The 26,511-nt window shown below is 64.6% G+C and carries 20 protein-coding genes and 5 pseudogenes; 12 read left to right on the top strand and 13 right to left on the bottom strand.

The window, feature by feature from the left end:
- A partial coding sequence (locus ALC15_RS34990; protein WP_050631229.1) for an ABC transporter ATP-binding protein occupies positions 1–685 on the bottom strand: 685 nt, incomplete at its 3' end.
- Between the two features lie 307 nt (positions 686–992).
- Here ALC15_RS34990 and atzD point away from each other — a divergent pair.
- A complete protein-coding gene (gene atzD / locus ALC15_RS34985; RefSeq protein ID WP_050631228.1) occupies positions 993–2,129 on the top strand; it encodes a cyanuric acid amidohydrolase in 1,137 nt (378 codons plus the stop codon).
- Between the two features lie 77 nt (positions 2,130–2,206).
- On the opposite strand, the pseudogene upp reads toward atzD, so the two are convergent.
- Positions 2,207–2,841, bottom strand: a pseudogene (gene upp, locus ALC15_RS34980) (uracil phosphoribosyltransferase).
- A gap of 296 nt (positions 2,842–3,137) precedes the next feature.
- Here upp and ALC15_RS34975 point away from each other — a divergent pair.
- From ALC15_RS34975 to ALC15_RS34960, 5 genes and pseudogenes are all read left to right on the top strand, one after another.
- Positions 3,138–4,385, top strand: coding sequence for a GTP cyclohydrolase II (locus ALC15_RS34975; RefSeq protein ID WP_050631227.1), 1,248 nt, complete (start codon positions 3,138–3,140; stop codon positions 4,383–4,385).
- 8 nt (positions 4,386–4,393) lie between these two features.
- The gene (locus tag ALC15_RS34970; RefSeq protein WP_244486391.1) at positions 4,394–5,638 is read left to right on the top strand and encodes a URC4/urg3 family protein; all 1,245 of its coding nucleotides are present in this window, start codon (positions 4,394–4,396) and stop codon (positions 5,636–5,638) included.
- A 28-nt stretch (positions 5,639–5,666) separates the two neighbouring features.
- A pseudogene (locus ALC15_RS43700) lies at positions 5,667–5,783 on the top strand (uracil phosphoribosyltransferase); the annotation flags it as partial.
- Between the two features lie 198 nt (positions 5,784–5,981).
- Entirely contained in the window at positions 5,982–9,086 is a 3,105-nt protein-coding gene (locus ALC15_RS34965) for a helicase-related protein (RefSeq protein ID WP_050631225.1), read from the top strand.
- 814 nt (positions 9,087–9,900) lie between these two features.
- Positions 9,901–11,451 carry a porin gene (locus ALC15_RS34960; RefSeq protein ID WP_050631224.1) on the top strand — a complete coding sequence of 517 codons (1,551 nt, stop codon included), beginning with the start codon at positions 9,901–9,903 and terminating at the stop codon, positions 11,449–11,451.
- A 502-nt stretch (positions 11,452–11,953) separates the two neighbouring features.
- On the opposite strand, the gene ALC15_RS34955 is transcribed toward ALC15_RS34960, so the two are convergent.
- From ALC15_RS34955 to ALC15_RS34940, 4 genes are all read right to left on the bottom strand, one after another.
- Positions 11,954–12,988 (bottom strand): LLM class flavin-dependent oxidoreductase, encoded by a 1,035-nt coding sequence (locus ALC15_RS34955; RefSeq protein WP_050631223.1) that lies wholly within the window; start codon positions 12,986–12,988, stop codon positions 11,954–11,956.
- Positions 12,989–13,214: 226 nt separating this feature from the next.
- Positions 13,215–14,138: a glutathione S-transferase family protein gene (locus tag ALC15_RS34950; protein WP_050631222.1), complete on the bottom strand. Its 924-nt coding sequence runs from the start codon at positions 14,136–14,138 to the stop codon at positions 13,215–13,217.
- Between the two features lie 107 nt (positions 14,139–14,245).
- A complete protein-coding gene (locus ALC15_RS34945) occupies positions 14,246–15,004 on the bottom strand; it encodes an SDR family NAD(P)-dependent oxidoreductase (RefSeq protein WP_050631231.1) in 759 nt (252 codons plus the stop codon).
- Positions 15,005–15,100: 96 nt separating this feature from the next.
- Positions 15,101–15,670 (bottom strand): TetR/AcrR family transcriptional regulator, encoded by a 570-nt coding sequence (locus ALC15_RS34940; protein WP_050631221.1) that lies wholly within the window; start codon positions 15,668–15,670, stop codon positions 15,101–15,103.
- Between the two features lie 104 nt (positions 15,671–15,774).
- On the opposite strand from ALC15_RS34940, the gene ALC15_RS34935 reads away from it, so the two are divergent.
- On the top strand, positions 15,775–16,563 hold the full coding sequence (locus ALC15_RS34935; RefSeq protein ID WP_050631220.1) for a crotonase/enoyl-CoA hydratase family protein: 789 nt from the start codon (positions 15,775–15,777) through the stop codon (positions 16,561–16,563).
- Positions 16,564–16,771: 208 nt separating this feature from the next.
- Positions 16,772–17,623, top strand: a complete 852-nt coding sequence (locus tag ALC15_RS34930; protein WP_094194312.1) for a division plane positioning ATPase MipZ — start codon at positions 16,772–16,774, stop codon at positions 17,621–17,623.
- Positions 17,624–17,639: 16 nt separating this feature from the next.
- On the opposite strand, the gene ALC15_RS46720 is transcribed toward ALC15_RS34930, so the two are convergent.
- The 5 genes and pseudogenes from ALC15_RS46720 to ALC15_RS34910 form a co-directional block, all read right to left on the bottom strand.
- The gene (locus ALC15_RS46720) at positions 17,640–18,464 is read right to left on the bottom strand and encodes a hypothetical protein (RefSeq protein WP_244486390.1); all 825 of its coding nucleotides are present in this window, start codon (positions 18,462–18,464) and stop codon (positions 17,640–17,642) included.
- The gene (locus ALC15_RS46715) at positions 18,461–19,084 is read right to left on the bottom strand and encodes a hypothetical protein (protein ID WP_244486389.1); all 624 of its coding nucleotides are present in this window, start codon (positions 19,082–19,084) and stop codon (positions 18,461–18,463) included. The genes ALC15_RS46720 and ALC15_RS46715 overlap by 4 nt, the downstream gene beginning before the upstream one ends.
- 129 nt (positions 19,085–19,213) lie before the next feature.
- Complete coding sequence (locus ALC15_RS34920; protein ID WP_050631218.1) at positions 19,214–20,074, bottom strand: sugar phosphate isomerase/epimerase family protein; 861 nt, start codon at positions 20,072–20,074, stop codon at positions 19,214–19,216.
- A 3-nt stretch (positions 20,075–20,077) separates the two neighbouring features.
- A pseudogene (locus ALC15_RS34915) lies at positions 20,078–21,411 on the bottom strand (MFS transporter).
- An 87-nt stretch (positions 21,412–21,498) separates the two neighbouring features.
- Positions 21,499–22,371: a phytanoyl-CoA dioxygenase family protein gene (locus tag ALC15_RS34910; RefSeq protein ID WP_050631217.1), complete on the bottom strand. Its 873-nt coding sequence runs from the start codon at positions 22,369–22,371 to the stop codon at positions 21,499–21,501.
- Here ALC15_RS34910 and ALC15_RS47730 point away from each other — a divergent pair.
- Positions 22,370–22,645 (top strand): annotated as a pseudogene (locus ALC15_RS47730) (LacI family DNA-binding transcriptional regulator); the annotation flags it as partial. The gene ALC15_RS34910 and the pseudogene ALC15_RS47730 sit on opposite strands and share 2 nt — an antisense overlap.
- A 263-nt stretch (positions 22,646–22,908) precedes the next feature.
- On the top strand, positions 22,909–23,478 hold the full coding sequence (locus ALC15_RS46705; protein WP_162240537.1) for a substrate-binding domain-containing protein: 570 nt from the start codon (positions 22,909–22,911) through the stop codon (positions 23,476–23,478).
- A gap of 35 nt (positions 23,479–23,513) precedes the next feature.
- On the opposite strand, the pseudogene ALC15_RS34895 reads toward ALC15_RS46705, so the two are convergent.
- Both ALC15_RS34895 and ALC15_RS34890 read right to left on the bottom strand, forming a co-directional pair.
- Positions 23,514–24,755, bottom strand: a pseudogene (locus ALC15_RS34895) (SulP family inorganic anion transporter); the annotation flags it as partial.
- A 69-nt stretch (positions 24,756–24,824) separates the two neighbouring features.
- Positions 24,825–25,724, bottom strand: coding sequence for a CHAD domain-containing protein (locus tag ALC15_RS34890; protein ID WP_244486388.1), 900 nt, complete (start codon positions 25,722–25,724; stop codon positions 24,825–24,827).
- A 9-nt stretch (positions 25,725–25,733) separates the two neighbouring features.
- Here ALC15_RS34890 and ALC15_RS43695 point away from each other — a divergent pair, with 9 nt between their 5' ends.
- Both ALC15_RS43695 and ALC15_RS34885 read left to right on the top strand, forming a co-directional pair.
- Positions 25,734–26,015 carry a hypothetical protein gene (locus tag ALC15_RS43695; protein ID WP_128089665.1) on the top strand — a complete coding sequence of 94 codons (282 nt, stop codon included), beginning with the start codon at positions 25,734–25,736 and terminating at the stop codon, positions 26,013–26,015.
- Positions 26,012–26,446, top strand: coding sequence for a MarR family winged helix-turn-helix transcriptional regulator (locus ALC15_RS34885; RefSeq protein WP_050631213.1), 435 nt, complete (start codon positions 26,012–26,014; stop codon positions 26,444–26,446). The genes ALC15_RS43695 and ALC15_RS34885 overlap by 4 nt, the downstream gene beginning before the upstream one ends.
- Positions 26,447–26,511 lie beyond the last annotated feature (65 nt).

Below are 26,511 nucleotides of genomic sequence, written 5' to 3'. Positions count from 1 at the left end.
GGGGGTGGTTGAAGATTTCACGCGGCGAGCCCTGCTGTTCGATCCGGCCGCCATTCATGAGAACCACGATGTCGGCGAGGGCCATCGCCTCGTCCTGGCCATGCGTCACGTGGATGAAGGTAAGCCCGAGCTCGCGCTGCAGCTTCTTCAGTTCGGCTCTCATCCGCAGCCGCAGGAACGGATCGAGCGCCGAAAGCGGCTCGTCCAGCAGCAGGATCTGGGGCGAGGTAATCAGCGCACGCGCGAGCGCCACGCGCTGCTGCTGGCCGCCGGAAAGCTGACCCGGCAGCCTTGCCGCATAAGGCTGCATATCGACGAGCTCCAGCAACTTCATCGCTTCGGCGCGACGCGCAGCCTTGGCGACGCCCTTCATTTTCAAGGCAAAGCCGACATTGTCGATGACGGAAAGATGCGGGAACAGCGCGTAGGACTGGAACATCATCGCCGTGCTTCGATCGGCAGGGGGCAGGCCCGTCACATTCTTCGGCCCGACAATGATGTCGCCTGACGTCACCGATTCATGGCCGGCCACCATGCGCAGGGTGGATGTCTTGCCGCAGCCCGATGGTCCAAGCAGGCAACAATAGGAGCCGGCCGGAATCTTGAGGTTGATGGCGTCAACCGCGGTGATGCCGCCGTAGGTCTTGGTCAATTGCACCAGTTCGAGCGCCGCCGTCGTCGTCATCCGCACCATTCCGCCAGGCATTACCGAGGACCCAGGGCGGCCTTGTCGCCCCGGGACGCTATCCGGAATTGGATGCAACAGATGTGCCAAAAATTGCGACAGGTGAGACAAAAAGTGGGCAATTCCGCCGTTCGACGCAGCGGACTTGGCTGTCCGCGGCCTTGCTCGTGGAGGCAGGCGGTCGAGGCGATGTTGAAAACGATCCTTTCGCCAGAACCATCTTGATGCAATCAATGCCTTTCCGCGGAACGCCGCGAGCCGCTATGGCCCGCGAATCCTTTGTGACCCTGAAGATCTGGGGAAGTGGATGCGCACAAAATCGGTCAACGTCGTTCGCATTTCCACCAAAGGCCCCGGTGATGTCTCCGGCCTGCTGAGCCTGATCGAGCAGGGCGAGATCGATCCAAAGTCGATCGTCGCGATACTCGGCAAAACCGAGGGCAATGGTGGCGTCAACGATTACACGCGCGAATACGCCGTTTCAGCCCTCAGCGCGACCCTGGCGCCTTATGTCGATCTGCCGCCGCACCGCGTTGAGCAACGGATCGCGTTCGTGATGTCGGGTGGGACGGAAGGTGTGCTCAGTCCCCATATCACCGTCTTTACCCGCGATGGCCCTGCCGATCACCGGGTCGAGGAGATTTCGGGGAAGCGCCTCAGCATTGGGATGGCACACACGCGGGATTTCCTGCCCGAGGAGATCGGTCGTGGCGCGCAGATCAGGGAAACCGCGAAGGCGGTAGCCGCTGCCATGGCCGACGCTGCTATCGTCGATCCGCGGGATGTCCATTTTGTGCAGATCAAGTGTCCGCTTCTGACGAGCGACCGCATCGAGGCCGCGGCGGCGCGGGGCAATGAGACCGTGACCGGCAGCGCATATGGTTCGATGGCGTACTCGCGTGGCGCATCGGCGCTCGGCGTCGCGATGGCACTTGGCGAGATTGAAGGTCGGATTGACGACGAACACGTTCTGCGGCGGCTTGATCTGTTTTCGTCGGTCGCGTCCACGTCGGCGGGCATCGAGCTGATGCATAATGTCGTCATCGTGCTTGGCAATTCGGATTCCTCTGCCGCACCATTCGAGATCGGGCACGCCGTGATGCACGACGCCATTGATTCCGCAGCTGTGATCGATGCATTGAAAAGCGTGCGACTGCACATCGAATACGGTTCCAAACCGTCGACCGCGGCCCGCCAGCTCGTCAACATCTTCGCCAAGGCAGAGGCCTCGCCAAGCGGCAGCATTCGCGGATTTCGTCACATCATGCTTGAGGACACGGACATCAGCTCAACCCGGCACGCCCGCGCTGCCGTAGGCGGATTGATCGGTGGCTTGTCGGGTACCGGCGCCGTCTATGTCTCTGGTGGAGCCGAACATCAAGGGCCGCCCGGCGGCGGGCCCGTAGCTGTCATCGCCCGGCTATTGCCGATCGCTTCCGACTGAGCATTCGGGCTTCGCTAATGCCTGCGAACGTCGATTTCGCTCTGAGGCTGCTGCGCTAGCCAGGCGATGTCGCGCGCTCACCGGGTGCCGAACATTCTGTCTCCGGCATCGCCCAGGCCTGGCACGATATAGCGTGATCGTTCAATCTCTCGTCGATCGCAGCAGTCCAGATCGGGACGTCGGGACACTCGTCCTGAAGTCGGGCAATCCCTTCGGGCGCCGCCAGCAGGCAGACGAAGCGAATGTCCCGGGCGCCTCGCGACTTGAGCAGGCTGACCGCAGCGCAGGCCGAATTTCCCGTCGCAAGCATTGGATCCAACAGGATCACGATACGTTCCGACACGTCCTGCGGGGCCTTAAAGAAGTACTCCACGGCTTGAAGTGTCTCCGGATCACGGTAGAGGCCGATATGCGCGACGCGCGCGGACGGAACGAGCGCAAGCATTCCGTCGAGAAATCCGACGCCGGCCCGCAAGATTGGAGCGAGCGTGAGTTTCTTGCCTGCGATTTTAGGCGCCTTCATCGCGGCGACCGGCGTATCGATGTCGACCATTTCCAGGGGCAGGTCGCGGGTGACCTCGTAGCAGAGAAGCATTCCGATCTCGTTCAGAAGTTCGCGAAACCCCTTGGTGGAGCGATCCTTGTCGCGCATCAGCGAGAGCTTGTGCTGGACCAGGGGATGGCTGACGAGGTTCACGCTGCTCTTGGTCATAAGGTCGCTCTATCCAGATGGGTTGCATGCGAGATCGTGCAAGTCGCGTGCCCGGGCATGTACGCCGCTGTTTCTGGCCATCGAGCACCGCGTGGTCGGATTGGACGGGCAGGCGGTTAGGGAGCGCTTGGCCCCGCAGGTCATGGTCGCGTCGCAAGCACTACGGTTAATGCGCGCGACGCTCTGAAACGGCCGTTGTGTTCGACCGCAGTTCAGCCATACTGAAGAATCCTTCGATTGTTGGCAATCGGATCTATCCCGCCCGGCGAACGATCGACATCTGTGAGTGCGTAGCGATGACTCGCTCTAATCGAACTGATCATATTCGGATTACGTCCCATCCGGCGCCGGGCGCGAAGATTGACTTTCCGATTTCCTGGGGAGCGGCCACGGCGCATGTCCGCGGGCCGGTGATTGGGACGGTTTCACGTCCCCAGCAGCGTAATGTCGTCGGCACCCACGGCGGTTCCTATTCGATCTACCGGGCGCTGGCGGTCTCGTCCGGCGCGCTCGATCCGATCCGGCGTCCTGACCTGACCAATACGCAGCCTGCCGCCACGGTCGGGCCATTCCCGCAATGGACCGAACCCAACCGGATCGTCTCGCTCGATCCATGGGGGCACCTGGCCGCAGAAGCGTTCTCGAAGGAGATCGCCGAGGGCGTCGATATCCGTCCGAGCATTGCGATCACCCGCGCCCGCCTCGATCTGCCGGAATTGCAGGCCGCGATCACCGCCGGTCGGCTCAAGCGCGACGGGACCGTCGTTCACGAGACTGGCAGCATCTCTGTTGTCAAGATCGCGATCGACCCGGTCTGGTATCTGCCCGGAATTGCGGCGCGCTTCGCCACGACCGAAAGCAATCTGCGCAGGCAGTTGTTCGAGCAGACGGCAGGCATGTTTCCGGAGCTGGTCACGCGGCCTGACCTTCATGTGTTCTTGCCGCCGATCGGTGGCACCACGGCTTATCTGTTCGGTGATGTCGCCAAGCTGCCGGACCATCGCACCAGCATCACCTGCCGCGTGCACGACGAATGCAATGGCTCCGATGTGTTCGGCTCGGACATCTGCACCTGCCGCCCGTACCTGCTGCATGGAATCGAGGAATGCGTGCGCGCCGCACAGGCCGGCGGGCTTGGCATCACGATCTACAACCGCAAGGAAGGCCGCGCGCTCGGTGAGGTGACCAAATTCCTGGTCTACAATGCGCGCAAGCGGCAGGAAGGCGGCGATGCCGCCGCGCAGTACTTTGAACGCACGGAATGCGTTGCAGGCGTACAGGATGCGCGGTTCCAGCAGTTGATGCCGGATGTCGTGCACTGGCTCGGGCTGGAACGCATCGACCGCTTCGTTTCCATGAGCGACATGAAGCACGATGCGCTGGTGAGCCAGGGTATCGATATCGTCGAACGCGTGCCGATCCCCGACGATCTCGTGCCGGCGGATGCCCAGGTCGAAATCGTTGCGAAGAAGGCTGCCGGCTACTACTCACCCGAAGCGCCAACCCAGCGGGACTTCGTGGGTCGTTCGCTCGACAAGTATTGAGAGCGGCCTTGTCATCCGTGAATCCAGAGACGTCGGCGGCCCTGTCACTGCTGAATGCCGGGGCGGTGCGGGAGCGCGCAAATCGGCTTCTTGCCATCGGCCTCGAGGACGGGCTTGCGAACTTCCGCATCGATCTCGACCGTTTGGACGGAACGGCCGGTCTGGTGGTGGAGACCACGTCCAAGGCCTACCCCTCGCTGGCGGTACCGTTTCATTCGCGCTGGCGGCATTTTTCCATGAACGGCGTCGATCGCTGGGCGACGTTGGCCGGCCAGACGGCATGGCACGATCCCGCGGAACGGCCCCGCGCCGAGTTCGATCTGGCCGTGGTCAGCGTCTTCCTCGACGCCGGCGCCGGCCCATCATGGCGTTACCACGACCCCGCGACCGGATGGGCGATCGGTCGTTCGGAGGGATTGGGACTGGCCAGCCTTGCGATGTTTACCGGCGGTGTATTCTCGTCGGATCCACGACACCCCCTTCGGGCCGATGCCGACGTGCTGGCGAATCTATCCGTTGCGGACCTCGTCCGCGGCATGCAGGTGTCTGATGCCAATCCGTTGGTCGGCATCGAGGGCCGGGTGAACTTGTTACGCAGCCTCGGCCGGCTGCTGGCCTCGAAGCCGGCGGTGTTCGGACGCTTCGACACGCCGCGGCCGGGCGGCCTGTTCGACTGGCTGGCATCGTTGGCTGACGGCCACAGGCTTCCGGCCCCCGCAATATTGTCGGAGTTGCTCAGGGAATTCGGCCCGATCTGGCCGTCGCGGCTGACGCTCGGTGGAGTGGCGCTCGGGGATTGCTGGAAGCATCCGATGCTGACGACCGCAGATCCGACCAGTCACCTGATGCCGTTGCACAAGCTTTCGCAATGGCTGGCCTATTCGCTGATCGAGCCGCTGCAGCGTGCGGGCATTGAAGTAACGGATATCGACGGTCTGACCGGCCTTGCCGAGTATCGAAACGGCGGGCTCTTCGTCGACGATGGCGTGTTGACATTCCGCAACGAAGGCGATGCAGGCCGGGAGCACGATGTTGCCTCGCCGCTGGTCGTGGAGTGGCGGGCGCTGACGGTGGCGTTGCTCGATCGCGTCGCGGATCATGTGCGACGCCGTCTCGGGCTCGACGCAAATGCATTGCCGCTGGCGAAAATTCTGGAAGGTGGCACTTGGGCCGCGGGCCGACGGCTGGCGCGCGAACGCCGCGCCGACGCATCGCCCCCGATCCGGATCATCAGCGACGGCACGGTATTTTAACGCAGAGAATTGCCATGGAAGCGTCACGATCGTTAGACACCCGCTGGTGCAGCACAAGCTGACGCTGTTGCGCAGTAAAGATACCTCGACTAGGTCGTTTCGCGAACTCTTCACGGAGATCGATCGGGGTTTATATCTGGAAATCCGTGCCGCTTTGGTTTCCGTGCCGGTGGCCGACAAGCCCTGAGTCGCCCCGAGACCCACGTCAACGGGCGATCGGACTCACGAAAATAACGATGGATTTGACGTGGCGAATACCAAGAAGGCCCGCGCTGCTGCTGGCGCGAACAAGAAAAGTAAGGGAGCGGCGCGTTCCGGGATCTCATCTTCCTCGCCTCTCGGCATGTTGGCGCTGCATCTCCTGGAGCAATGGAAGCAGTTCGGCCGCGACGGCATCGTCTTCCTGGCGGAGAGCGAGAACAGGGCCGAGCGCCTCGGCAGCGTGCTGCATTCGCTCGATCCGTCGCTCGAGGTGCTGGTGTTCCCGCGGCTGAATACCTTGCCGTTCGACGGGCTGGAGCCGTCGCGCGAGATCGCTGGCCGACGCGCTTCAGTGTTGCGGCGTCTTGCCAAGAGCAAGAGGCCCGTCTTCCTGGTGTCGACCGCCGAGGCGGTCATGGAGCGGTTGCCGCTGCCCGCGAGTTGGAGCCGCCTCAGCATCAGCTTGAAGGTGGGGGCGCGCCATTCCGAGCAGGATCTCAAGGATCGTCTGGAGGCGCTCGGATACGATCTCGACGAAGAGGCGGATTATCCGGGAAGCGTTCTGTTCCACGGCATGACGTTCGAGGTGTTTCCGGCCGGCGCCCTTGGGCCGTTCAGGATCGAGCATTCCGGCGGCGTGATCCGCAGGATCGCCGGCGTCGATCCGGACGAGCACGACGTCGTCTTCGACGCGCAGGAACTGCTGATCGATCCGATGTCGGAGCAGATCGCGCTGGGAGGCAAAAGGGCGCAGCGCGCGGTGCTGCCGGACTATTGCGACCGCGCACGCTGGATCGCGGACGCCGGCGTCTCCGCTCACGCCGACAGCTGGCTGAGCACGATCAAGGAGGCGGCCGGCCGCCGCGAGGCGGAGCGCGAGTACCTGGGCCCCGCCGACTGGAAGCGGCTGACCAAGCGGATGAGCGTGCTGCCGCGCAAGGCGGCGTTCATCCCGACGCCGGATTTCTCCAAGGTCGCCTCGTCGCGCAAAGCGCTCCGAGCTTTCATCGCCGACACGGAGCGCGCCGGATCGCGGCTGCTGCTCGTCGCGGCAGTGGAGGACGACCTGCGCGCAATGGAGCGAATGGGCGGGATCAAGGCGGAGCGCTTCACCGATTGGAGCGAGGCGGCCAAGGGACGGGGCGGCGAAGCTGCGCTGTTGGCCGACTTCGACACCGGCTTCATCGGTTCAGGCCGCAAGCCGCTTGTCGTGGTGACGGCGACCGATGTGCTCGGCAGCCGGGCTCATCATCCGCAGCCGATGGCCAGAGCCTGGAGTGCGGCATTCGATCACCCCGACGTGCCGGAGCGGGGCGCGGTCGTCGTTCATCTGCAACGGGGCCTCGCCGTGCTCGATGGCCTGCAGACCTACGACATGGGGAAGGGATCATCCCGCGAGATGATCCGGCTGGCATTTGCGGGCGACGATGCCGTCCTGGTGCCGCCCGCCGACCTTGCGCTGATCTGGCCGTATGCCGCGGAGCTCGGCCGGCTGACATTGGACAGGGCCGATGGCAGCACGTGGTGGGGGCGGCGGACCAAGGCGGAGCAGGAAATCCAGATCGCCGCCAAGGCGCTTGCCAAACATATCGCGCAGCGGCGTCGCCGGCGCGCGCCCAAGCTGGTCGCTCCCGGTCCCGCGTATGAGCGCTTCGTCGCGCGCTTTCCGTATTTCACGACCGTCGACCAGGCAAAGGCGATCCGCGACGTGCTGGATGATCTTGCGTCGGGTCATCCGATGGATCGGGTGGTCTGCGGCGACGTCGGATTTGGCAAGACCGAGGTGGCCTTGCGCGCGGCGGCCGCCGTCGCGCTGTCGGGCAAGCAGGTTGCCATCGTCGTGCCGACCACCGTTCTGGCAAGGCAGCACGTCGCGACGTTCCGCAAGCGGTTTGCGCCGCTCGGCATCGAGGTGGGAAGCTTGTCGCGCGCGACGTCGGCGCAGGAGATGAGGGAGACCAAGGAAAGCCTGCGAAGCGGCAAGATGAAGGTCGTGGTCGGCACGCAGGCGATCGCATCGAAGGACGTCAAATTCGCCAAGCTCAGCCTCGTCATCGTCGACGAGGAGCAGCACTTCGGGGCAGCGGAGAAGGCGAAGCTCTCGGGCCTGGCGAAGGGGGTCCATACGCTGTGGATGAGCGCCACGCCGATCCCGCGCACGCTTGCGGCGGGGCTCGCCGGCTTCAGGGATCTCAGCGTGATCGCATCTCCGCCGGTGCATCGGCTGCCGGTCGTGACCAAGATCGCGCCGCTGTCGGACGCCGCCATGGCCGCGGCATTGCTGCGCGAGCAGCGGCGTCACGGGCAGAGCTTCCTGATCTGTCCGCGCATCCAGGATCTCGATCCGCTGCTGGCACGCGTGCAGGCGGTCGCCCCGGAGCTCCGCATCGTTTGCCTGCATGGCAGACTGCCCGCCGATGAGCTTGACGACCGCATGATGAGCTTCGTCGAAGGCGAGGCAGACGTTCTCCTGGCGACCAACATCGTGGAAAGCGGTCTCGACATTCCACGGGCGAACACCATCGTGGTCTGCTGGCCGGAAAAGTTTGGTCTGGCGCAGCTGCACCAGCTGAGGGGACGGGTGGGGCGCGGCGGAACGCGCGCCTTCGCGTACATGCTGACGGAATCGAGCTCGGAGCAGTCCGGCAAGCGTCTGGCCGTTCTGGAGGAGTTCAGCAGGCCGGGCGCCGGGTTTGCGATCAGCGAACGTGATCTGGACCTCAGAGGTGCCGGAGACCTGTTGTCCGAGCGGCAGTCCGGCCACGTGCAGGTGTTCGGGCCGGTGCTCTATAGCCACCTTCTGAAGCAGGCTTCGGAGAAGACCAACGATCGGTCCGCCGATCTGTGGGTGCCCGACCTCAACCTTCCGCTCGCGGATCTCTTGCCACGGAGTTATGTGCAGTCGGAATCGATGCGCCTTGAAATTTATGGCCGCGTCGCCAGGTGCCGGAACGAGGACGATCTGGAAGATCTCGAGGAAGAGACTTCGCGCCGTTTCGGCAAGCTGCCGCCGGCGGGGCGGGATTTCTTCGCGGCGGCAAGGCTCAGGATCGATTGCAAGCGGCGAGGCATCGTGAGGCTCGACGTCGGACCGGAGGCCGTCGCGGCGACGTTCCTCCCGGGGCGGCTGCCGAAATCCAGGGCACGATCGCTACAACGCGACGGCGATCGCGTCTTCTACTCAGGCAGAACACAGGAGCCGCCTTTCGAGCGGATCAACGATCTGCTGGATGTTCTGGACGAGTGAGTGCGACGTCAACTTGGCTGCGCGGGGCTGCGTCACCCGCCCGCTGCTTCGCGAACTGGCTCAAGATACGAGTCTTATGACTCGATCCGACTGCATCGCGCCTCGTGACTGCATCACGCACGCAGTGGAGATATTTCGTCGCGCGCCTGCTGCGGAGAACAAATCGACTGATCCGGCGCGCTGACATCGCGGTGACATGTAGCACCGGTACTGCACACATGAAGCGGTCCGTCCGCCGTTCTTCGACCTGATCCGAGCCATTGGAACGCCCCTTTCAGGCCCGAGTCGGCGGTATCGGGAGCGGGCTATGTTGTTCAGCAATAGGTATTTTTGGGCTGAAATCTTGAGCCCGACACCGGAATCAGTGCCGTCCAAACAGGCTCCGATTTTCGCTTTCTCCGTAGCACTACGCGTTTTGCACACCGTTCCGCCCGGTGTTGCCCAAACTTGTGCCCGCCAGCGGTATCTTAAATATTCCTCTTTTATTTCAATGGTTTGTTGAAATGCCGCAGTTCAAATGCCCGTGATATTTGTGCAACATTTGCCCGAAAACAGCCGCAACTCCTGCTCACCCGAGCGGTCTTTTGTTGCGTGATCGGGGGCCTTCTGTCTCATATGGAACTGCGACGGAGGGGGGCATCCCGAGGTCGTCCCGTTCTAGGTGGTTCGCTTAAGTCCCTCGCGTTCATGCGGGTGTGTCCGAAGGCGCGAAGCGACTGAGCGGGGATTTAAGGGACAAAGGGAACCAACCTGAGGGTGTTTTACCCGGCGGAACCGGAACCTTCCCTGAGATAGAGCAACTTGGAGGTTTAACATGAAGATGGTTAAGAGCCTTATCCTCGGCTCGGCGGCGGCACTCGTCGCGGTCGGCGGAGCTCAGGCGGCCGATCTTCCCGTCAAGGCCAAAGCGGTCGAGTACGTGAAGGTTTGCTCCCTGTATGGTCCCGGTTTCTACTACATCCCGGGCACCGATACCTGTATCAAGCTGGGCGGCTACGTCCGTGCCGACGTCACCGTGAACACGAACTCGGATCACACCGGCAACACCTCGGGTGCCGCCGGCGCGAACAACCGGTTCACCAACGGCTACACCTGGCGCTCTCGTGAAGACCTGAACATCGATACGCGTACCGCGACCGAATACGGTGTCGTCCGTACCTTCTTCGATGCGACGTTCTCGTGGACTTCGGATACCTACGCCGGCCAGGGCAACGGCGCGACCGTTTACTCGCCGATCGGCGCGGTTCAGGCTCCGAACAACTCGAACTCCGGTGCGGTTGCTGGTGGTACGGTTGGCGTCTACTACGCCTTCATCCAGTTCGCCGGCTTCACCATGGGTAAGGCGGTCTCGCAGTTCTCGGCTCCGTGGGCCAACTATCCGGGCAACAACTTCGACGGTCTCGTCGGCGGCGGCGGTACGATCACTGGCGTGAACCAGTTCACCTACACCGCTCAGTTCGGCAACGGCGTGTCGCTGTCTCTGTCGGCTCAGGACCAGACGGCCTACTACCAGGCTGGCGTGAACAACGTCCTCGCGGGTGGCGCTTACGGCACCAGCGATTACGCTGGCACGATTGCTCCGGACCTCGTCGCGATGCTGCGCGTCGACCAGGCTTGGGGTCTGTTCCAGGCGTCGTTCGCGGCGCATGACAACCACGCGGCCTACTACGGCGGCACTGAGTTGACCGGTCATCCGGACGACAAGTGGGGCTGGGCTGGTCAGTTGGCCTTGTCGATCAAGAACATCCCGACCGGACCTGGCGACACCATCAACTTGCAGGGCGTCTACACCAACGGTGCGACGCGCTACAACATCCAGGACCTCGCTGGTTCGGCTGGTGCGAATACCATCTATGGTGGAACCGGTCTGCCGGGCGCCTACCAGAGCGTTGGTATCGGCGTTGCGCCTGACAGCGTGTTCGGTGCTATCGGTGGCGTGAACACCGGGCAGCAGCTGGTCACGACCTGGGGCTTCCGCGGTGCATACGTGCACAACTGGAACCCCTACTGGAACACCTCGATCTACGGTGCTTATGCCGGTATCACCTACAACGATACGGCTAAGACCCTGCTCTGCGGCATCGGCGGCGTGGGCGGTTCGGTTCGCACCACCCTCAATGCTCTGGGCGGCGCGATCACCACCTGCAACCCCGACTACAATATCGCGCAGATTGGTACTCAGACCCAGTGGACCCCGGTCAAGAACCTGACCTTCACGGCAGACCTGACCTACACCCATCTGGATCAGAAGTATGCTGGTACGGTGTCGGCGCCCAGCGCGACGATCGGCAAGCCTGCTGCTCTCTACGAGCTGAAGGACCAGAATACTGTGACCCTGCTGCTCCGCGCTCAGCGCAACTGGTAATACCGGTTGATCTGATAGCCAGCTAACAGAGCCCCCGGTGGAAACGCCGGGGGTTTTGCTTTATTCAGGCCGTGCGCCAGCTCCCACAAGAGCGCCATTTTTTTGTACGAAGTCATATTTGGTTCATTAATTAGTACCCAACCCACCGATGGATCGTTTTGGCGACCGATGACGGTAGCTCAACAAATAATTCGGCTCATTCGCGAACAGCCGGGTCTAACCGAACGCCAGATTGCCGAGCGTATCTTCGGCGACGGAGGTTCCATACAGCGCGTCAATCCAACGTGCCGAAAGTTGGTGGCAGAGGGCTGGCTGGAGCGACATGGTCGAGGATGGGCGGCGGACCCGTTCACGTATCACGCCGCGAGGCCCAACCTCTGAACCAAGATTGAGGTTGATCCGATTGTTTCGGCCAGCTAGGCATCGCGTGGTCTGTCTTTAATGAGCCCCCGGCGCCACCAAAACGCCGGGGGTCTTGCTTTGTGCGGGCGGCTCGCAGGCGTCACGCGGCGAGCATGTCGCGCACCATCGGCACCACCTTGCTGCCGTACAGCTCGATGCTCTTCATCAGCTTCTCATGCGGCAGCGGGCCCGCCGAATACTTCAGCTGGAAGCGCGCGGCGCCGAGCGCCTTCACGGTCGCCGCGATCTTGCGGGCGACAGTTTCCGGCGCGCCGACATAGAGCGAGCCGTGCTCGGCCTCGGCGACGAACTCGTCACGGCCCATCGGCGGCCAGCCGCGCTCCTTGCCGATCCGGTCACGCATGACCTTGTAGTCCGGCCACAGCTCTTCGCGGGCCTGCGCGTCGGTCTCGGCGATGTAGCCCGGCGAATGCACGCCGATCGGCTGCGGCGTCCGTCCGAACTGCTGGTAGGCGCGCTGGTGCAGATCGACATAGGGCGCAAAGCGCTTGGGATCGCCGCCGATGATGGCGAGCATCAGCGGCAGGTCGTAATGCGCTGCCCGCACCACCGATTCGGGACTGCCGCCGACACCGATCCAGGTCTTCAGCCGGCCGTGCTCGACCGGGGGATAGACCGACTGGCCCTTGAGCGGCGGCCGCAGCTTTCCCTCCCAGGTCACCGGTTCCTGCTTCAGAAGCTCGGTGAACAGGTCGAGCTTCTCCTCGAACAGCTCGCTGTATTGCCTGAGGTCGAAGCCGAACAGCGGGAACGATTCGGTGAAGGAGCCGCGGCCGAGGATCACCTCGGCGCGGCCGTTCGAGACCGCATCGACGGTGGCGAAGCGCTGGAACACCCGGATCGGATCGTCCGAGCTCAGCACGGTCACCGCCGAACCAAGCCGGATGGTGTTGGTGCGTGCAGCGATCGCCGCCAGCACGGTCTCGGGCGAGGAGATCGCAAAGTCGGCCCGGTGGTGCTCGCCGAGCCCGATGAAATCGATCCCGAGCTGATCGGCCAGCACCGCCTCGTCGACGACGTTGCGGATCACCTGGGCGTGCGGAAGCGGCGCGCCTACGGCGTCCTTGGTGACGTCGCCGAACGTATCGAGCCCGAATTCGAGGGAGGTCGTCATCACATAGTCCAGTTGTCGGCGTGGCGGAGCATCCGCCACGGGCCACCCATCGCACGCAGGCCGAGAGGTCATGTCGCTTGCTGAGATGTCCGCAAGCCTGCGCTGTGGAGCCTTCGGTTGGAGATCATTTGGAGCTATTGCCGGCTCGGGCGCGCGGCAAGGTCAGGCCACGAAACGCAGCGTTTCCAGGTTGCGGGAGTGCAGCCGGCAGCTGCAGTCGCGGCGATCAGCCCGGGACGATCAGGAAGCCGGCGCGCGGGAAATGCACCACGACCTCGCCGACGCGTTCGTCCGACCGCCGGATCGCAATGTGCTGTGCCGACAGCGAGACGATCTCGCCGCGGACCGGGATCTTGCCGTAGTCATCCGGCATCACGCTGACGATGTCGCCGGGCCTGCGGCCGTTCGGATCCGCCGGGTCGGCGCACACGGGCGTCTCCGGCTGCGCCTTCGCTGCGACCTCGAGCGCGTCGGCCGACGACATTTCGCTGCGCGTACCGTGGCCGATGGCGCGGACGCGCGCCTCCCAGGCCAGCGCGTGCGGGAAGGGCTTCATCATCTCGTCCATCGCAGCGAGGCTCTGCCGCGCGTACCACACGTTCATGTAGGCGCTGACATCGGCGAGGCTGAACTCGCCGAACAGAAACGGCCTGTTGTCGCCGAGTTGCGCCTCGATCCAGTCGACATTGGCGCGGAACTGGTCGCGCATCTGCGGCAGCGCCGCGGTCATGGCGGCGACGTCGAACTTGCCGCCGCGCAGCTTCTCGCGATCCTCGATGAAATCCCGCGGGACCTTGTCGCCGATGAAGCCGAACACGAGGTTGACCGTGCTCTGGAAGAACGGCCGGTCGGTCCACATCCCGAGCGCCCAGGGCATCCCGGCATTGCCTGCGGGAAACAGCGTCGGCGTCGGATAACGCCGCTCCAGTTCGCGGATGATGATCTGGGTATCGCAATAGATGTCGGCGCCGATCTGCATCGTCGGCGTCCGGCGATAACCACCGGTCATCGGCATCAGGTCCGGCCGCGGCATGATCCGGGAAATCCGCACCGAGTGCCAGGCGAGCTTCTTGAATCCGAAGATGACGCGGATCTTCTCGGAAAACGGCGACTGATCGAAATGATGCAGGATCGGCGTGGGCTGCGACATGGCCTTCTCCCGGGATATGGTGCGATCTCGACAAACCCTGCGGCATAGCCTGACAAGATTTCGGCGGATCGCAACCGATATTCAGGGGTGAGGGCGGCGCAGGGTGCTCAGAACTGCTCCGCCCACGGCCGCAGGTCGAGCTCCAGCGTCCAGGCGCTGCGATGCTGGTGATGCAGTACCCAATAGGCGTCGGCGATGGCTGCGATGTTGAGCAGGCCATCCGGCCCGCGATCGTCCTTCAATTGGGGGCGCAGGCTCAGCAGGCGATCGCCCTCGATGCCGCCATCGACCACGACATGGCCGACATGAATGCCCTGCGGACCGAACTCGCGCGCCACGCTCTGCGCCATCGCGCGCAGCGCGGCCTTGGCGGCGGCGAACGGCGAATAATTGGCCTTGCCGCGCAGCGAGCCGCTGGCGCCGGTGAACACCAGCGTGCCGCCGCCGCGCGCGAGCAGAGCGGGGATCGCGGCCTGCGCGAGCTGGAAGCCGCCGAGCGCATGTTCGCGCCAGTGCTCCTCGAAGCGCTGCTCGCTGACCTTGAGAAACGGCGCCGGCCGGTTGGAGCCGGCATTGTGTACGGCCATCGCAAGCGGGGCCAGCTTCTGCGCAGCCTCGACGAAGCGGGCGACATCAGCCGCAGTCGATGCATCGCCGACGACATGAGTGACCCTGGCGCCATCGGCGGCGAGTTCGGCCGCGGTTGCTGCGAGCTTTTCGGCGTTGCGGCCAGCGATCGCGACCGGATAGCCGCCGGCGGCAAAGCGTCGCGCGATCGCGGCGCCCAGGCCGTTGGATGCGCCGACGCCTGATATCAGCACGCTGCCCTGCACAGCCGTCGGCTCGAGGGTGGATCGGTCGTTCATGGCTCGCTCCATCAACAGCATGATCCGGAGAAGTGGAAACCGGTTTCCCGAAAAGATCATGCTCAAACAAACAAGGTACCCGCGGTGCGGGCGCAATCATTCGTCCGAGGCCATCGCGACGATACTGTCGCGCACCGTGCGCAGAATGGCATCGGATCGCTTCGGGTCGGTGATGACGCGCGAGATCGCGAGTGCGCCGACCATCGCGCTGACAGCGACGATCGCGCGGCTGTCGTCATCGTCACCGAACGTCTCGGCGACCTTGGCGATGAAGGATTCGATGTGCGGCTCCATCACCGCGCGACATTGCGCGTCGGCGCGGCCGACATCGGAGATCAGCGCGCCGATCGCGCAACCCGACTTGGGCTGGTCGCGATGGGTGCGGCTCAGATAGCTTCGCACCAGCGTGTTGATGCTGACCGGCTTGTCGGGATCGCGCGCGGCGTGCGCCGACGCTTCACCGGCATTCAGCGCCTGTTCCAGCGCCGCGGCGACCAGGTCGGAGCGCGAGGCAAAATGCCCGTAGAATCCGCCATGGGTCAGCTTCACCTGCTGCATCAGGTTTCCGATGCTGAGGGCGTCGAGCCCCTTCTTGCGGATCTGTGTCGCCGCCTCGTTCAGGATCCGCTCCCGGCTCCTGGCCTTGTCGGCCTGGGAATGGCCCATCTCGCAATGCCCCTGTTTGACTCTCAATCTGGATTATGACCATCATGCTTCTGGATGACAAGTATCATCCAGAAAATTGTCAGTCACAAAGCAGGGAGCAACAGATGTCCGGCAGCGCGAGCGAAGGGCGGGTCCGTCACGAGCGGCACGACCGCATCCTGAAGATCATCATCGACAATCCCGCGAAGAAGAACGCCTTCAGTCCGGAGATGATGACTGAGCTGTCCGACGCGCTGACCTTGCTCGACAATGATGACGGCCTTTGGGTCGGCGTGCTCTGCGCCGCCGGCGGCAGCTTCACCGCGGGTCTCGACATGCCGAAATTCTTCGGTCCGACGGCGAGCCGCAAGCCGCTGCCGGAGGGCAACGTCGATCCCTTCGGATTGTCGAAGCGGTGCCGGAAGCCGATCGTCACGGCAGTGCAGGGCATCGTATTCACGGTCGGCATCGAGATGATGCTGGCCGGCGATATCGTCATCGCCGCGGACGACAGCCGCTTCTGCCAGATGGAAGCCAAGCGCGGCATCGCGCCGCTTGCCGGCGCGCATTTCCGCTACATCAGCCGTGCCGGATGGGGCGATGCGATGTATCACCTGCTGCTGTGCGACGAGTTCTCCGCCACCGAGGCGCATCGGATCGGCTTGGTGCAGGAAGTCGTGCCGGCCGGTCAGCAGATCGAACGCGCGATGGCGCTTGCAGCGATCATCGCGCGCAATGCGCCGCTCGGAATCCAGGTGACGAAGGAAGCGGGCCGCAAGTTCATCGAAGCCGGCGAGCAGGCGGCGATTGCGATCATCCCGGAGATCCGCGAGCGCGTGCTCAACACTGCGGATGCCGCCGAGGGCATCAAGTCCTTCGTGGAGCGTCGCGCGGCCGTGTTCCAGGGGCGCTAGTCTCAGCGACGTTAGTCCCTGAAACGTGCATTGCGTTCACGGTACGTGCCCTCGATGCGGTTGTGACAATGATGTCGCAGCCGCACGAATTTCGATCATGACGATGTCGCGACGACTCTTGTCGAGATTCGTCGAATCAGGGAGATTCGTACCATTCATTAAATTCTGTTTCGTCCTGCTTTGACTCAAGCGTCCGGTAGGGATTCCCATGACAAACGCACGCGTAATCGTTGTAGGAAACAACAAGGGTGGCTCTGGCAAGTCGACGATTGCCATGCACGTCGCCATCGCGCTGATCAAGGCGGGGCAGCGTGTCGCCACCATCGATCTCGACAACAAGCAGAAGTCGCTGACGCATTACGTCGAGAACCGGCGCGACTGGGAGCGGGAAACCTCGCTGGATCTCGGCGTCCCGGCGCATATGTGCTTCGAGACGGTGAGCGGCAGGAGCAGCGAGGTCGAGACGCTCGGGCGCAGCGCGCTCGCCGAGATCGTCGAGCGGCTCAGCCGGTCGCATGATTTCGTCGTCATCGACTGCCCCGGTCACGATACCTATCTGACGACGTTCACGCATTCGCTGGCGAACACGCTGATCACGCCGCTGAATGACAGTTTCCTCGACTTCGACGTGCTCGGCACCGTCGATCCGAACGACTTCAAGGTGACCGGTATCAGCCACTATTCCAAGATGGTGGAGGAGGCGCGGCAGCAGCGCACCGGAAACGATCAGCCGGCATTCGAGTGGGTGGTGCTGCGCAATCGCCTCTCGACCCTCGGTTCACGCAACAAGCGCCTCGTTGGCGAGGCGCTCAGCGAGCTGTCGAAGACGCTGAATTTCCGCCTGGTCGACGGCCTGGCCGAGCGCGTCATCTTCCGCGAATTCTATCCGCGCGGCCTGACGGCGGTCGACGATGTCAACCAGCTCGCGCTGGGCAGCCGGCCGACCATGTCGCATGTCACCGCACGGCTCGAGATGGAGCGGTTGATGACGGCGATCATGCTCGGCCATCTGGTGGCGCGTCCGCCGGAGGCCACCGAGGCCGGCCGCGACGCGGCATAAGCCGAAGTCTCGGTCACTACGGGCAATTGATATTGCCGGCATTGGCAACGGTCAGGAATGTGATCGTTGCCGGCGCAAATACGATCGCTCCCGCCGCAGCTGGCGTGCCGTTCAGGGCGGGAAGCTGGTCGGAAGCTCCAAGCGCGAGCGTGCTGCCATTGAGCCGAACATTGCCGTCGGCGAGCTTTTCGCTTGCCAACGTGTAGCGTTGCGAAGCGGCCGGGAGCGTCAGCTTGCGTTGTCGTCGGCGGTCATTGTTGATGACGAGCAGGGCTATTCCGCCGGGCATGTCGCGTGCGCAATGCGCATAGACATGGAAGCCGGGCTGCACGGGAATGCCGGCATCGAGCACGGTCGTTCCCATCAACCGCCGCCATAGCAGCGCGGCCCAGTAGTTCGGCCGCGGCAGATGGGTTCGCTCGTCGAGCAGCCCATAGTCGCTCGCGGCAAGCGTGTTGTGCATGACAATCTGAACGCCGGCCTTGGCCAATCGCCCGAGCTGATCGAGGTAGCGGAAAGTGTCGGCGAAGGTGGCGGCCCAGCGGTTGCCGCCGCACGCCGTCTCGGCAGTCTCGGTCAGCCAGATCGCCTTGCCCGGTGTGAGACGGTCGCGCAGCGTCCGGTAGAACGCAAGTGCGTTGCCGGTTCGCGCCAGCCATTCGTCCGACAATGCCTGCCTCGCCGTGCGATCGCCGCCGCATCGCGCCGAGAGCGCACCGTAGTGATGGTAGGAGACCACATCGATGCCTTTCGCCGATACGGCGAAGCGCGCTTGCGCATCCGCGCCGGTGCCGATCGTGCCGGGCCCGAGGATCGTCACGTCAGGCGCTGTCGTCTTCATGAAGGTGCGGAACGCAGCAAAGTCCCTGCCGTAGGCGCGGCATCGTAGCGGTCAGGGGCGCCGCCGATTGCCGGCAGGTCGGGTTCGTTCATGAACTCGGCGGCGGCGATTTCGCCGCCGGTCGACCGCGTGAAGGCGAGAAGCTGCCGGGCCTGTTCGGGGGTCCATCGTCCCGTAGCGTCTCGCGTGCCGGCGCTGATCGCAAAGGACGTGACGATGCGGGCATCGACGGCGTGCGAGAAGTCGATCACATCTAGCCATTGCCGGCGTGTCAGCACGCCCTTGAAGCCGGCCGGCGGTGTGGTCGGCGGCGCACCGGTATCCGCAAAGAACGTGCTGTTGGCCCAGGTTCCGCTGACGCGAAGGTAGGCCGGAGCGAGCGCTGCCGCGAGTTTTCGCAGCCTGTCATCGCGCAGATCGATCGGCGTGCGCGGTGCGAACCGTTCTGCCTTGGCATCCGCCTGTGCACCGGCGGCGCCATAGGGCTTCCAGAATCGTCCGCCGGTCACCTCGACCATCTCGATGTTGTACGACTGAAAGCGCGGATCGATCGTCGCGACGCGCGGCATGGCCGCGACATCAGGCGTCAGTTCGGCTGCGGTCGCCTTCGTGCAGACCAAGGCGGCAATAGCCGGGACGACGACGCGAGCGAGGCGTCGAATTGGATCTGCCCGGCCATGATTGCGCACGGTTGCTCGCTGCGTTCTGAGTTGCGCTTCGGGTCAGAATGCCGCCGCGGCCTGATTGAATCAACGCGGGAGCGCGCCTTGCGGCTCGCTTGCGATGCGATCCCATAGCCCGCGGATCATGTCCTTCATGGCCAGCGCGTCCTGCCAGCGGTCGGACAATTCCCGGCCGTCGGGGCCGGTGATGGCATAGGGCGCGGGCCCGAGCTCGCACAGGAAGGTCAGGGTCGCATCGGGCCCGGCGCGCTTCCGCCAGGACCGGATGCCGTACTCCCACCAGGCTGTGAATAGCGACACCCAGCCCTGGTGCTGCGGGAAGCCGGGCGAGATCTGCACCTGCTCGCGGCTCGCGATGCGGCCGTGGATGCCCCAGGCATGGTCGAGGATGCGATGGATCATCGCGTGGTTGACGTCATCGACCGGCCAGGCGAATTCGCGGCCGACCAGATAATGCGAGAGATCGGCGGTAAGCCGCAGGTCGGGAAAGCAGTCGAGCAAATCGAGCATGAAGAACAGGTCGGTCGTCATGCGGTCGCGATGGGTCTCGACATGCACGGCGATGCCGGCCTCCGTGGCGAGCCGCCGCCAGCCTTCGAGCAGGGGAATGCAATCGGCGAGCCTGCGTGGCCGGACGTCCGGCTGCAGGTTGACGTGATCGGCGCCGAGCTCGGCGACCAGCTCGAGCACCGGCTTCAGGTCGTCGATGCCCTTCGGGTAGCATTGCGCCTGCCAGATCATGCCATGCGCGCGCAGGAAGCTCGTCACCTCGCGCGCGAAGGCCGGATCGATGAAGCGAACGCCGGCGCCGTCAAACCCGGCATCGCGGATCATCGCGAGCTGGGTTTGCAGCGGCCATTCGGCCTCGTCCGCCAGCCGCCGCTCCATCGCCCAGAGCGACTGCAGGATACGGAGTCGTTGCGCCACCGATCAGGCCCGCGCCGGGATCGCCGCGGGCAGCTCTGCCTGTTCGCTGGCATCGGCGGCGATGTTCTCCTGATAGGTCTCCGGCCCGATCCAGATCGCAACCACCGTACAGGCCGATAGGAACATCGCGTAGCAGGCGACCGGCCACCAGGTCCCGTATGCCGCCACCAGTGCGGTGGCAACGAACGGCGCCGGGCCGCCCGACAGCAGCGAGCCGAGCTCGCGGGCGAAGGCGAAACCCGCAAAGCGGCGCTGCGGCGGGAACAGCTCGGCGAAATACGCCGCCTGCGGCCCGAACATCGCCGCCGTCACCACGGCGCGCGCCAGGATGAAGGCGAGCGCGATCATGATCCATTCCTTGGTGCCGACCATCCAGAAGAACGGGAAGGCAAGCGCGACGCCGGCGAGTGCGCCGAACATGTAGACCGGACGCCGTCCGATTCTATCAGACAGCGCGGCAAAGCCGAGGATCGCAAACAGCTCGACCGTGAACGCCAGCATCAGCGCGCTGAGCGCGTCCGCTTTCGGCACGTCGAGCGTCGTGATCACGTAGCTCAGACCGAACACCGGGAAGAAATAGCCGAGCCCGTTCTCGGCCATCCGCGCGCCGAGCACGACGAAGAAGTTGCGCGGGTGCTGGCGCAGTGCCTCCATCGCCGGATTGCTCTCGACCTTGCCGCGCGCAACCACCGCCTCGGTATAAACCGGCGTCTCGGTGATGCGCATGCGGACGAAGATGCCGACCACGATCAGGAGGAAGCTTGCCAGGAAAGGCAGCCGCCAACCCCAGCTCATCAGCGCCTCGCGCGGTAGCATCGTCACCAGCGCGAAGGCGCCGGCGGCGAGCAGATTGCCGACGGAGACGCCGAGCGGCGCGAAGCCGCCCCAGAAGCCGCGATGCTTCGGCGGCGCGTTCTCGACCAGATAGATCACCGCGCCGCCATACTCGGCGCCGCGCCGAGGCCCTGGATGACGCGCATCGCGACCAGCAGGACCGGCGCCCAGACACCGATCTGCGCATAGGTCGGCAGGAAGCCGATCGCGGTGGTGCCGATGCCGATCATCAGCAGCGTTGCGACCAGCACCGGCTTGCGGCCATAGCGGTCGCCGAGGATGCCGAACAACAGGCCGCCGAACGGCCGCACCACGAAGCCGACGCCGAAGGTCAGGAACGACAGCAGCGTGCCGACCACCGGATCGCTCTTCGGGAAGAACAGCTCGCCGAACACCAGCGCGGCGGCGGTGCCGTAGAGGAAGAAGTCGTACCATTCGAGCGCGGAGCCGATGCTGGCTGCAAGAATCACACGCAGGCGCGAATTGCTGGCGCCATCTGCCATCTTGGTCATTCGTTTCCCCGTAGTGTTTGTTTTTATGTCTTGAAAGCAGCAATGCCCGCGGCTTGGCCGCGGGCATTGTCGTCGTCTTCAGGCCGCGCCCGTGAAGTAGGATTTCTTCGACGCCGACTGGGTCTCGTAGATCGATCCCTGCCGTTTGGCCGGCGGCAACGGCATCCGCACCGGCACGTCGGTCAGCCGCGGCGCGACCACCGGCGGGCCTGCCAGCAGGCGGCCGTTGAACTCGTCGAAGTCCTTCACGCCCATCAGCGGCCAGGCGTCGCTGGCGGCGACTTCATAGAGCAGCAGATTGCGCGGCCGGTTCGACGTATTGGTCGCCGAGCCGTGCAGCGCGCGCACATGGTGGAACGACATGCTGCCGGCCTTGCCCATGCAGGGCACCGCGCGCTTGATGTCGTCCTGGATCTGGTCCGGATCGATCAGGCCGGCAAAGCAGCCGTCCTCGCCGTGATGATCCCACATCGTGTCGCCGGTGTGCGATCCCGGCGTCACCAGCATCGGGCCGTTCTCGATGTCGCAATCGTCGAGCAGCACGCCGATCGCGAGGATGTCGTCATTGGTATGCGGATAGAACGCCCAGTCCTGATGCCACTCGACCGGCGAGCCGTATTGCGCCGACTTCATGTTGAGCTTGGAGCCGTGCAGGCGAAGGCCGGGGCCGATCAGTCTGGTCAGGATCGAGATCACGGCCGGGCTGCGGACGATCTCGTCGAAGATCGGGTGCACCCTGTGCGGCGCCTTGATGCGGCGGACGCGCGGCTGCTCCGGCGTATGGCCCGGTTCGAGGTCGTAGACATCGGTGTGTTCGGTTACCGCGGCGGCGCCGGCCACCAGCTCCGCGAGAACCGTGCGCACCCGCCCCAGGGTCTCCTGGTTGAGCACCTCGGGGACCACGATCACCCCGTCGCGCCTGTAGGCTTGGGCCTGCTCGTCCGAAATCATGCTGTTTCTCCCAATTTGCGTCATGTTAGCGCTAACATTGGCTGATGCTAGCGCTAACATCATGGCTTGGCAACCCGGAATCGTGCAGGCTCCGGCCATGAGCTCCGAACTGACCGAACCCGGGACTGGCCCGGCCGGCGCCGCGCCCACCCTCTCAGAGGTGGCCAAGCGCGCCGGCGTGTCCTCGATCACGGTGAGCCGGGTGGTGCGGATGCCCGATCTGGTCGCCCCGGAGACGAGGGCGCGGGTCGAGCGGGCAATGCGCGATCTCGGCTATATCCCGAACCTGGTGGCCGGGGCGTTGGCGAGCGCGCGGACCAATTCGGTCGGCGTGCTGGTGCCGACCATCGCCAATTCGATCTTCGCCGATACGGTGCAGGGCCTGTCCGACAAGCTCGAGCCGCTCGGCTTCTCGGTGATCCTGGCGCAGTCGCGCTACGACGCGGTGCGCGAGGACCGCATGCTGGCGGCGCTGCTGTCGCGGCGGCCCGAGGCGATCATAATGGTCGCTCGCCGGCAACGGAGGAGGGCAGCCGCCTGCTGCGCAATGCGCGCATCCCGATCGTCGAGACCTGGGATCTGCCGGCAAACCCGATCGATGCGGTCGCGGGCTTCGACAATTACAAGGCCGGCACGGCCGTCGCGAAGCATCTGGTTGCGCAAGGACGCAAGCAGCTTGCCTTCATCGGCGGAGACGATCCGCGGGGCACGCGCCGCTGGCTCGGCTTCAGGGACGAGGCGGTGGCAAGCGGCCTCGCCGAGCCGCGCCGGTTGATCCTGGAGCGCAACGCCTCCGGCAGCGTGGCGGCGCATGCAAAGCTGCCCGACGTCGATGCCGTGTTCGCCGCCAACGATGCACATGCGATCGGTTTCATGTCGGGGCTGCGCAAGGCCGGGCTGCTGCGTGACGGGCCCGCATCGGCGCAGCCGGTTGCCGTGATCGGGCTCGGCGATCTCGAAATGGGCCAGCTGATCTCGCCGACGCTGAGCACCATCAGTGTGCACGGCGACGCGATCGGCCGCACCGCGGCGACCTTGACGCTTGAGCGCGGCGGCGAGCGCCGGATCGATCTCGGCTTCGAGCTGGTGCTGCGCGACAGCGGTTAGTTGGTTCCCCTTCGCTGCCAACGGTCGACGCCGGCGAGCAGCGCGGCGATCACGCATCCCGAGATGATGCCGAACGTCAGATCCTCGAACACCGTCAGGCCGAAGGTCGGGAGCAGCACCGCGGCAGCGCGCCAGTTCGTGATCAGGTGCACGAACGCTTCCTTCTCCGCCATGTACCAGCAGACGACGACGAGGACGCCGGCCAGCGCCGGCAGCGGGATGTAGCTCGCAAGCGGCGCCGCCACGATCATGAACGACAGCAGGAACGCCGAATGCAGCATGCCGGACAGCGGGCTGCGCGCGCCCGCCCGGATGTTGGTCGCGGTCCGCGCGATCGTGCCGGTGACGCTGATTCCGCCAAAAAACGCCGATGCGACGTTGGCGATGCCCTGTGCCACCAGCTCCATGTTGGAGCGGTGCTTGCGGCCGGTCATGCCGTCGGCGACTTTTGCCGAGAGCAGGCTCTCGACGCCGCCGAGCAACGTGAAGGACAGCGACGCCGGCAGGATCTGCAGCAGCAGCGCCCAGGAGAATTCCGGCAGATGCGGCACCGGCAGGCCGCGCGGAATTTCGCCGAACCGGGTGCCGATGGTCTCGACCGGCAGATGCAGCAGCAGCGCCGCGACCGATGCGATCGCAATCGCAATCAGCATCGCCGGCCAAGCTGGCCGCCAGGCGCGCAACACGAAGATCACCGCCGCCGAGCCGACGCCGACCGCGAGCGCGGACCAGTTCAGCGTCGGCAGGGCGTGACCGAGCGCCGCGAGCTTCGGCAGGAACGGCCCTGGCTCGGCACCCGAAAGCGTCAGCCCGCCGAGATCGCGCAACTGGCTGGCCAGAATGGTGACCGCAATTCCGCAGGTGAAGCCGACGGTCACGGGATGCGGAATGTAGCGGATCAGCGAGCCAAGTCCCGATGCGCCGATCAGCGTCAGCATGAGGCCGGAGACCATGACGGTGAGCAGCAGGCCTTCGACGCCGAACTTCGCGGCGGTTGCCGCGACCAGCACGATGAAGGCGCCGGCCGGGCCGCCGATCTGAAAGCGGCTGCCGCCCAGCGCGGAGACCAGGAAGCCGCCGACGATGGCCGTGAACAGCCCGCGCTCCGGCGTCACGCCGGAGGCCACCGCGATCGCCATCGACAGCGGCAGTGCCACCACGGCTACCGTCAGGCCTGCCATCACGTCGTGCCGGAAGGCGGCAAGGCCGTAACCTTCGGTAAGCGTGGTGAAGAGCTTGGGACGATAGAGATGTGTCGTAGATGAGCCGTCAGGCATGGGAATGACCACAAAGGAGAGGATGATGAAAACGGGCGGAATCGCCGTGTGCGAATGGGAGGACTGCGTTCATTCGGCAAGCTTCCGGTAGACCGCCGCGGCGCGGCGCAACAGCTGGCTCTTGCGCTTCCGCTCGTGCACGCGCTGGTGCTTGGCCTTGCGCTCGTGGGCGTGCTGCGCAAGGGAATCGGCATTTTCGAGCAGCGCGCGACGGACCTCGTCGTCGTTCAGCTCGCCGAGCAGTTGCTGTCCCTTGCGCAGCTGCTTCAGCACGTGCCGCCAAGACGCGTAGACATCGGCAGGCAAGCCACCCTCCGAGAACTCGATGGCGTAGCGCAGCCGCTTGCTGGCGAGCCGGACCCGGTGGCGCTTGGTCTTGCCCATGCCTTGCAGCCCGCGGCTCTTCTGGCACAGTTTGCCATGCCACCGCGCCAACCGGCGGGCGTGAAACACCGCGACCGGTACCGCCCGCCGCTGCGCGGCGCGGCGGTTCTGCGGTGTGGTCCAGGGGCCGCTGCCGACCCAGTCCCACATGCCGTCGAACCATTGCCAGTATCGATCGCTTTGCAGCGCCTCCTTGAGCGCGTCGAAGGCGTCGGCTCGCGCGGTCTGGAGCATGCGCTCCTCGGGCAAGCCCTTGCTGTTCGTGATCGCCACATCGAGGTCGCGCGTTGCGCCGAGATGGGCGCTCAGCCATTTCAGTTCGGATTTCAGTCGCGTCCATTCGCTGTCCGCCACCATCGGGCCGTAAAAGGCGACCGCCGCCTTCAGCCGCGTCAGTGCGATCCGGGTCTGGTGCAGCGCCGTGGGATCGCCGGAGCTCAGGGCCTCGTGATTGGTCGCGACTTCCTCGAGGCATTCCGACAGGATCAGGCGAAACGCGGTCTCACAACGCATGGCCTGGCTGAGATGGCGCGGCCGCATCGGGCGGGCAACGCGCTCCCTGTCCGGACTAGCCGCTGACGTCATGACACTCCCGTGGTGCCGCCGAAGCCGCAAAGCAAGGCGCGGCTGCCCGATGCAAGATTTCCCGTTTGGTCGATGTCGATCAAGGGTTTTCTGCTGGAGCACGGCGCAACGATCCGGCGACGCGATCAAAATGTCGCAATCAAAGCGGTTGAGAGGGCTCATCTTTGGCATTTTACGGGACTTGGATGCCGAACTATTGAGGAGCCGCAAAAAAGCAAACGGACATCGCCAGATATTTCGCGCACGAAATATCTTGATATTTCGCGTGCGAAATATATAACGACCGCATGAAAGCGGAACACCGGCTGATCTTCCTTCTGACCGTGGCCTATCGACGGCTGCAACGCGCCATCGATCAGGAGACGGCCGCGCACGACCTGACGTCGGCGCAGGCGGGCGTGCTGTTCTTCCTCGGCCGCAATGACGGCGCGCTGATCGGCGACGTATCGCAGGCGCTCGACATCGTGCCGTCGGCGATGACCGGGCTCGCCGACCGGATGGAGCGCGCCGGCCTCGTGAAGCGCCGGCGGGATGGTGAGGACGGACGCAGCCAGCGGCTCTATCTGACGCCGGCAGGGCAGGAACTCGGCAAGCGCGCCGCGACGCGGACCAGGGTGATCAACAATCGCCTGATGGACGGGTTCTCGGAGGCCGAGATCGACGTGGTGTCGCGCTGGCTGATCAGCCTGCAAGAGAAGTTTCCGAAGGACAAAGACGGTTAGAGCGTTTTCGCGCGAAGCGGGTACCGGTTCGCGTGAAGAAAACGCGCCAAACAAGTAGCAATCAA

It is taken from the genome of Bradyrhizobium viridifuturi (assembly GCF_001238275.1).
Classification (GTDB): Bacteria; Pseudomonadota; Alphaproteobacteria; order Rhizobiales; family Xanthobacteraceae; genus Bradyrhizobium; species Bradyrhizobium viridifuturi.
This window is presented reverse-complemented; position numbering and strand designations above follow the sequence as displayed.

Bases quoted from the DNA above. Each gene is read 5' to 3' on its own strand.
- atzD (WP_050631228.1), top strand. From the start codon at position 993: ATGCGCACAAAATCGGTCAACGTCGTTCGCATTTCCACCAAAGGCCCC.
- ALC15_RS34975 (WP_050631227.1), top strand. From the start codon at position 3,138: ATGACTCGCTCTAATCGAACTGATCATATTCGGATTACGTCCCATCCG.
- ALC15_RS34965 (WP_050631225.1), top strand. From the start codon at position 5,982: ATGTTGGCGCTGCATCTCCTGGAGCAATGGAAGCAGTTCGGCCGCGAC.
- ALC15_RS34960 (WP_050631224.1), top strand. From the start codon at position 9,901: ATGAAGATGGTTAAGAGCCTTATCCTCGGCTCGGCGGCGGCACTCGTC.
- ALC15_RS34955 (WP_050631223.1), bottom strand. From the start codon at position 12,988: ATGACGACCTCCCTCGAATTCGGGCTCGATACGTTCGGCGACGTCACC.
- ALC15_RS34950 (WP_050631222.1), bottom strand. From the start codon at position 14,138: ATGTCGCAGCCCACGCCGATCCTGCATCATTTCGATCAGTCGCCGTTT.
- ALC15_RS34945 (WP_050631231.1), bottom strand. From the start codon at position 15,004: ATGAACGACCGATCCACCCTCGAGCCGACGGCTGTGCAGGGCAGCGTG.
- ALC15_RS34940 (WP_050631221.1), bottom strand. From the start codon at position 15,670: ATGGGCCATTCCCAGGCCGACAAGGCCAGGAGCCGGGAGCGGATCCTG.
- ALC15_RS34935 (WP_050631220.1), top strand. From the start codon at position 15,775: ATGTCCGGCAGCGCGAGCGAAGGGCGGGTCCGTCACGAGCGGCACGAC.
- ALC15_RS34930 (WP_094194312.1), top strand. From the start codon at position 16,772: ATGACAAACGCACGCGTAATCGTTGTAGGAAACAACAAGGGTGGCTCT.
- ALC15_RS46720 (WP_244486390.1), bottom strand. From the start codon at position 18,464: ATGAAGACGACAGCGCCTGACGTGACGATCCTCGGGCCCGGCACGATC.
- ALC15_RS34910 (WP_050631217.1), bottom strand. From the start codon at position 22,371: ATGATTTCGGACGAGCAGGCCCAAGCCTACAGGCGCGACGGGGTGATC.
- ALC15_RS34890 (WP_244486388.1), bottom strand. From the start codon at position 25,724: ATGACGTCAGCGGCTAGTCCGGACAGGGAGCGCGTTGCCCGCCCGATG.
- ALC15_RS34885 (WP_050631213.1), top strand. From the start codon at position 26,012: ATGAAAGCGGAACACCGGCTGATCTTCCTTCTGACCGTGGCCTATCGA.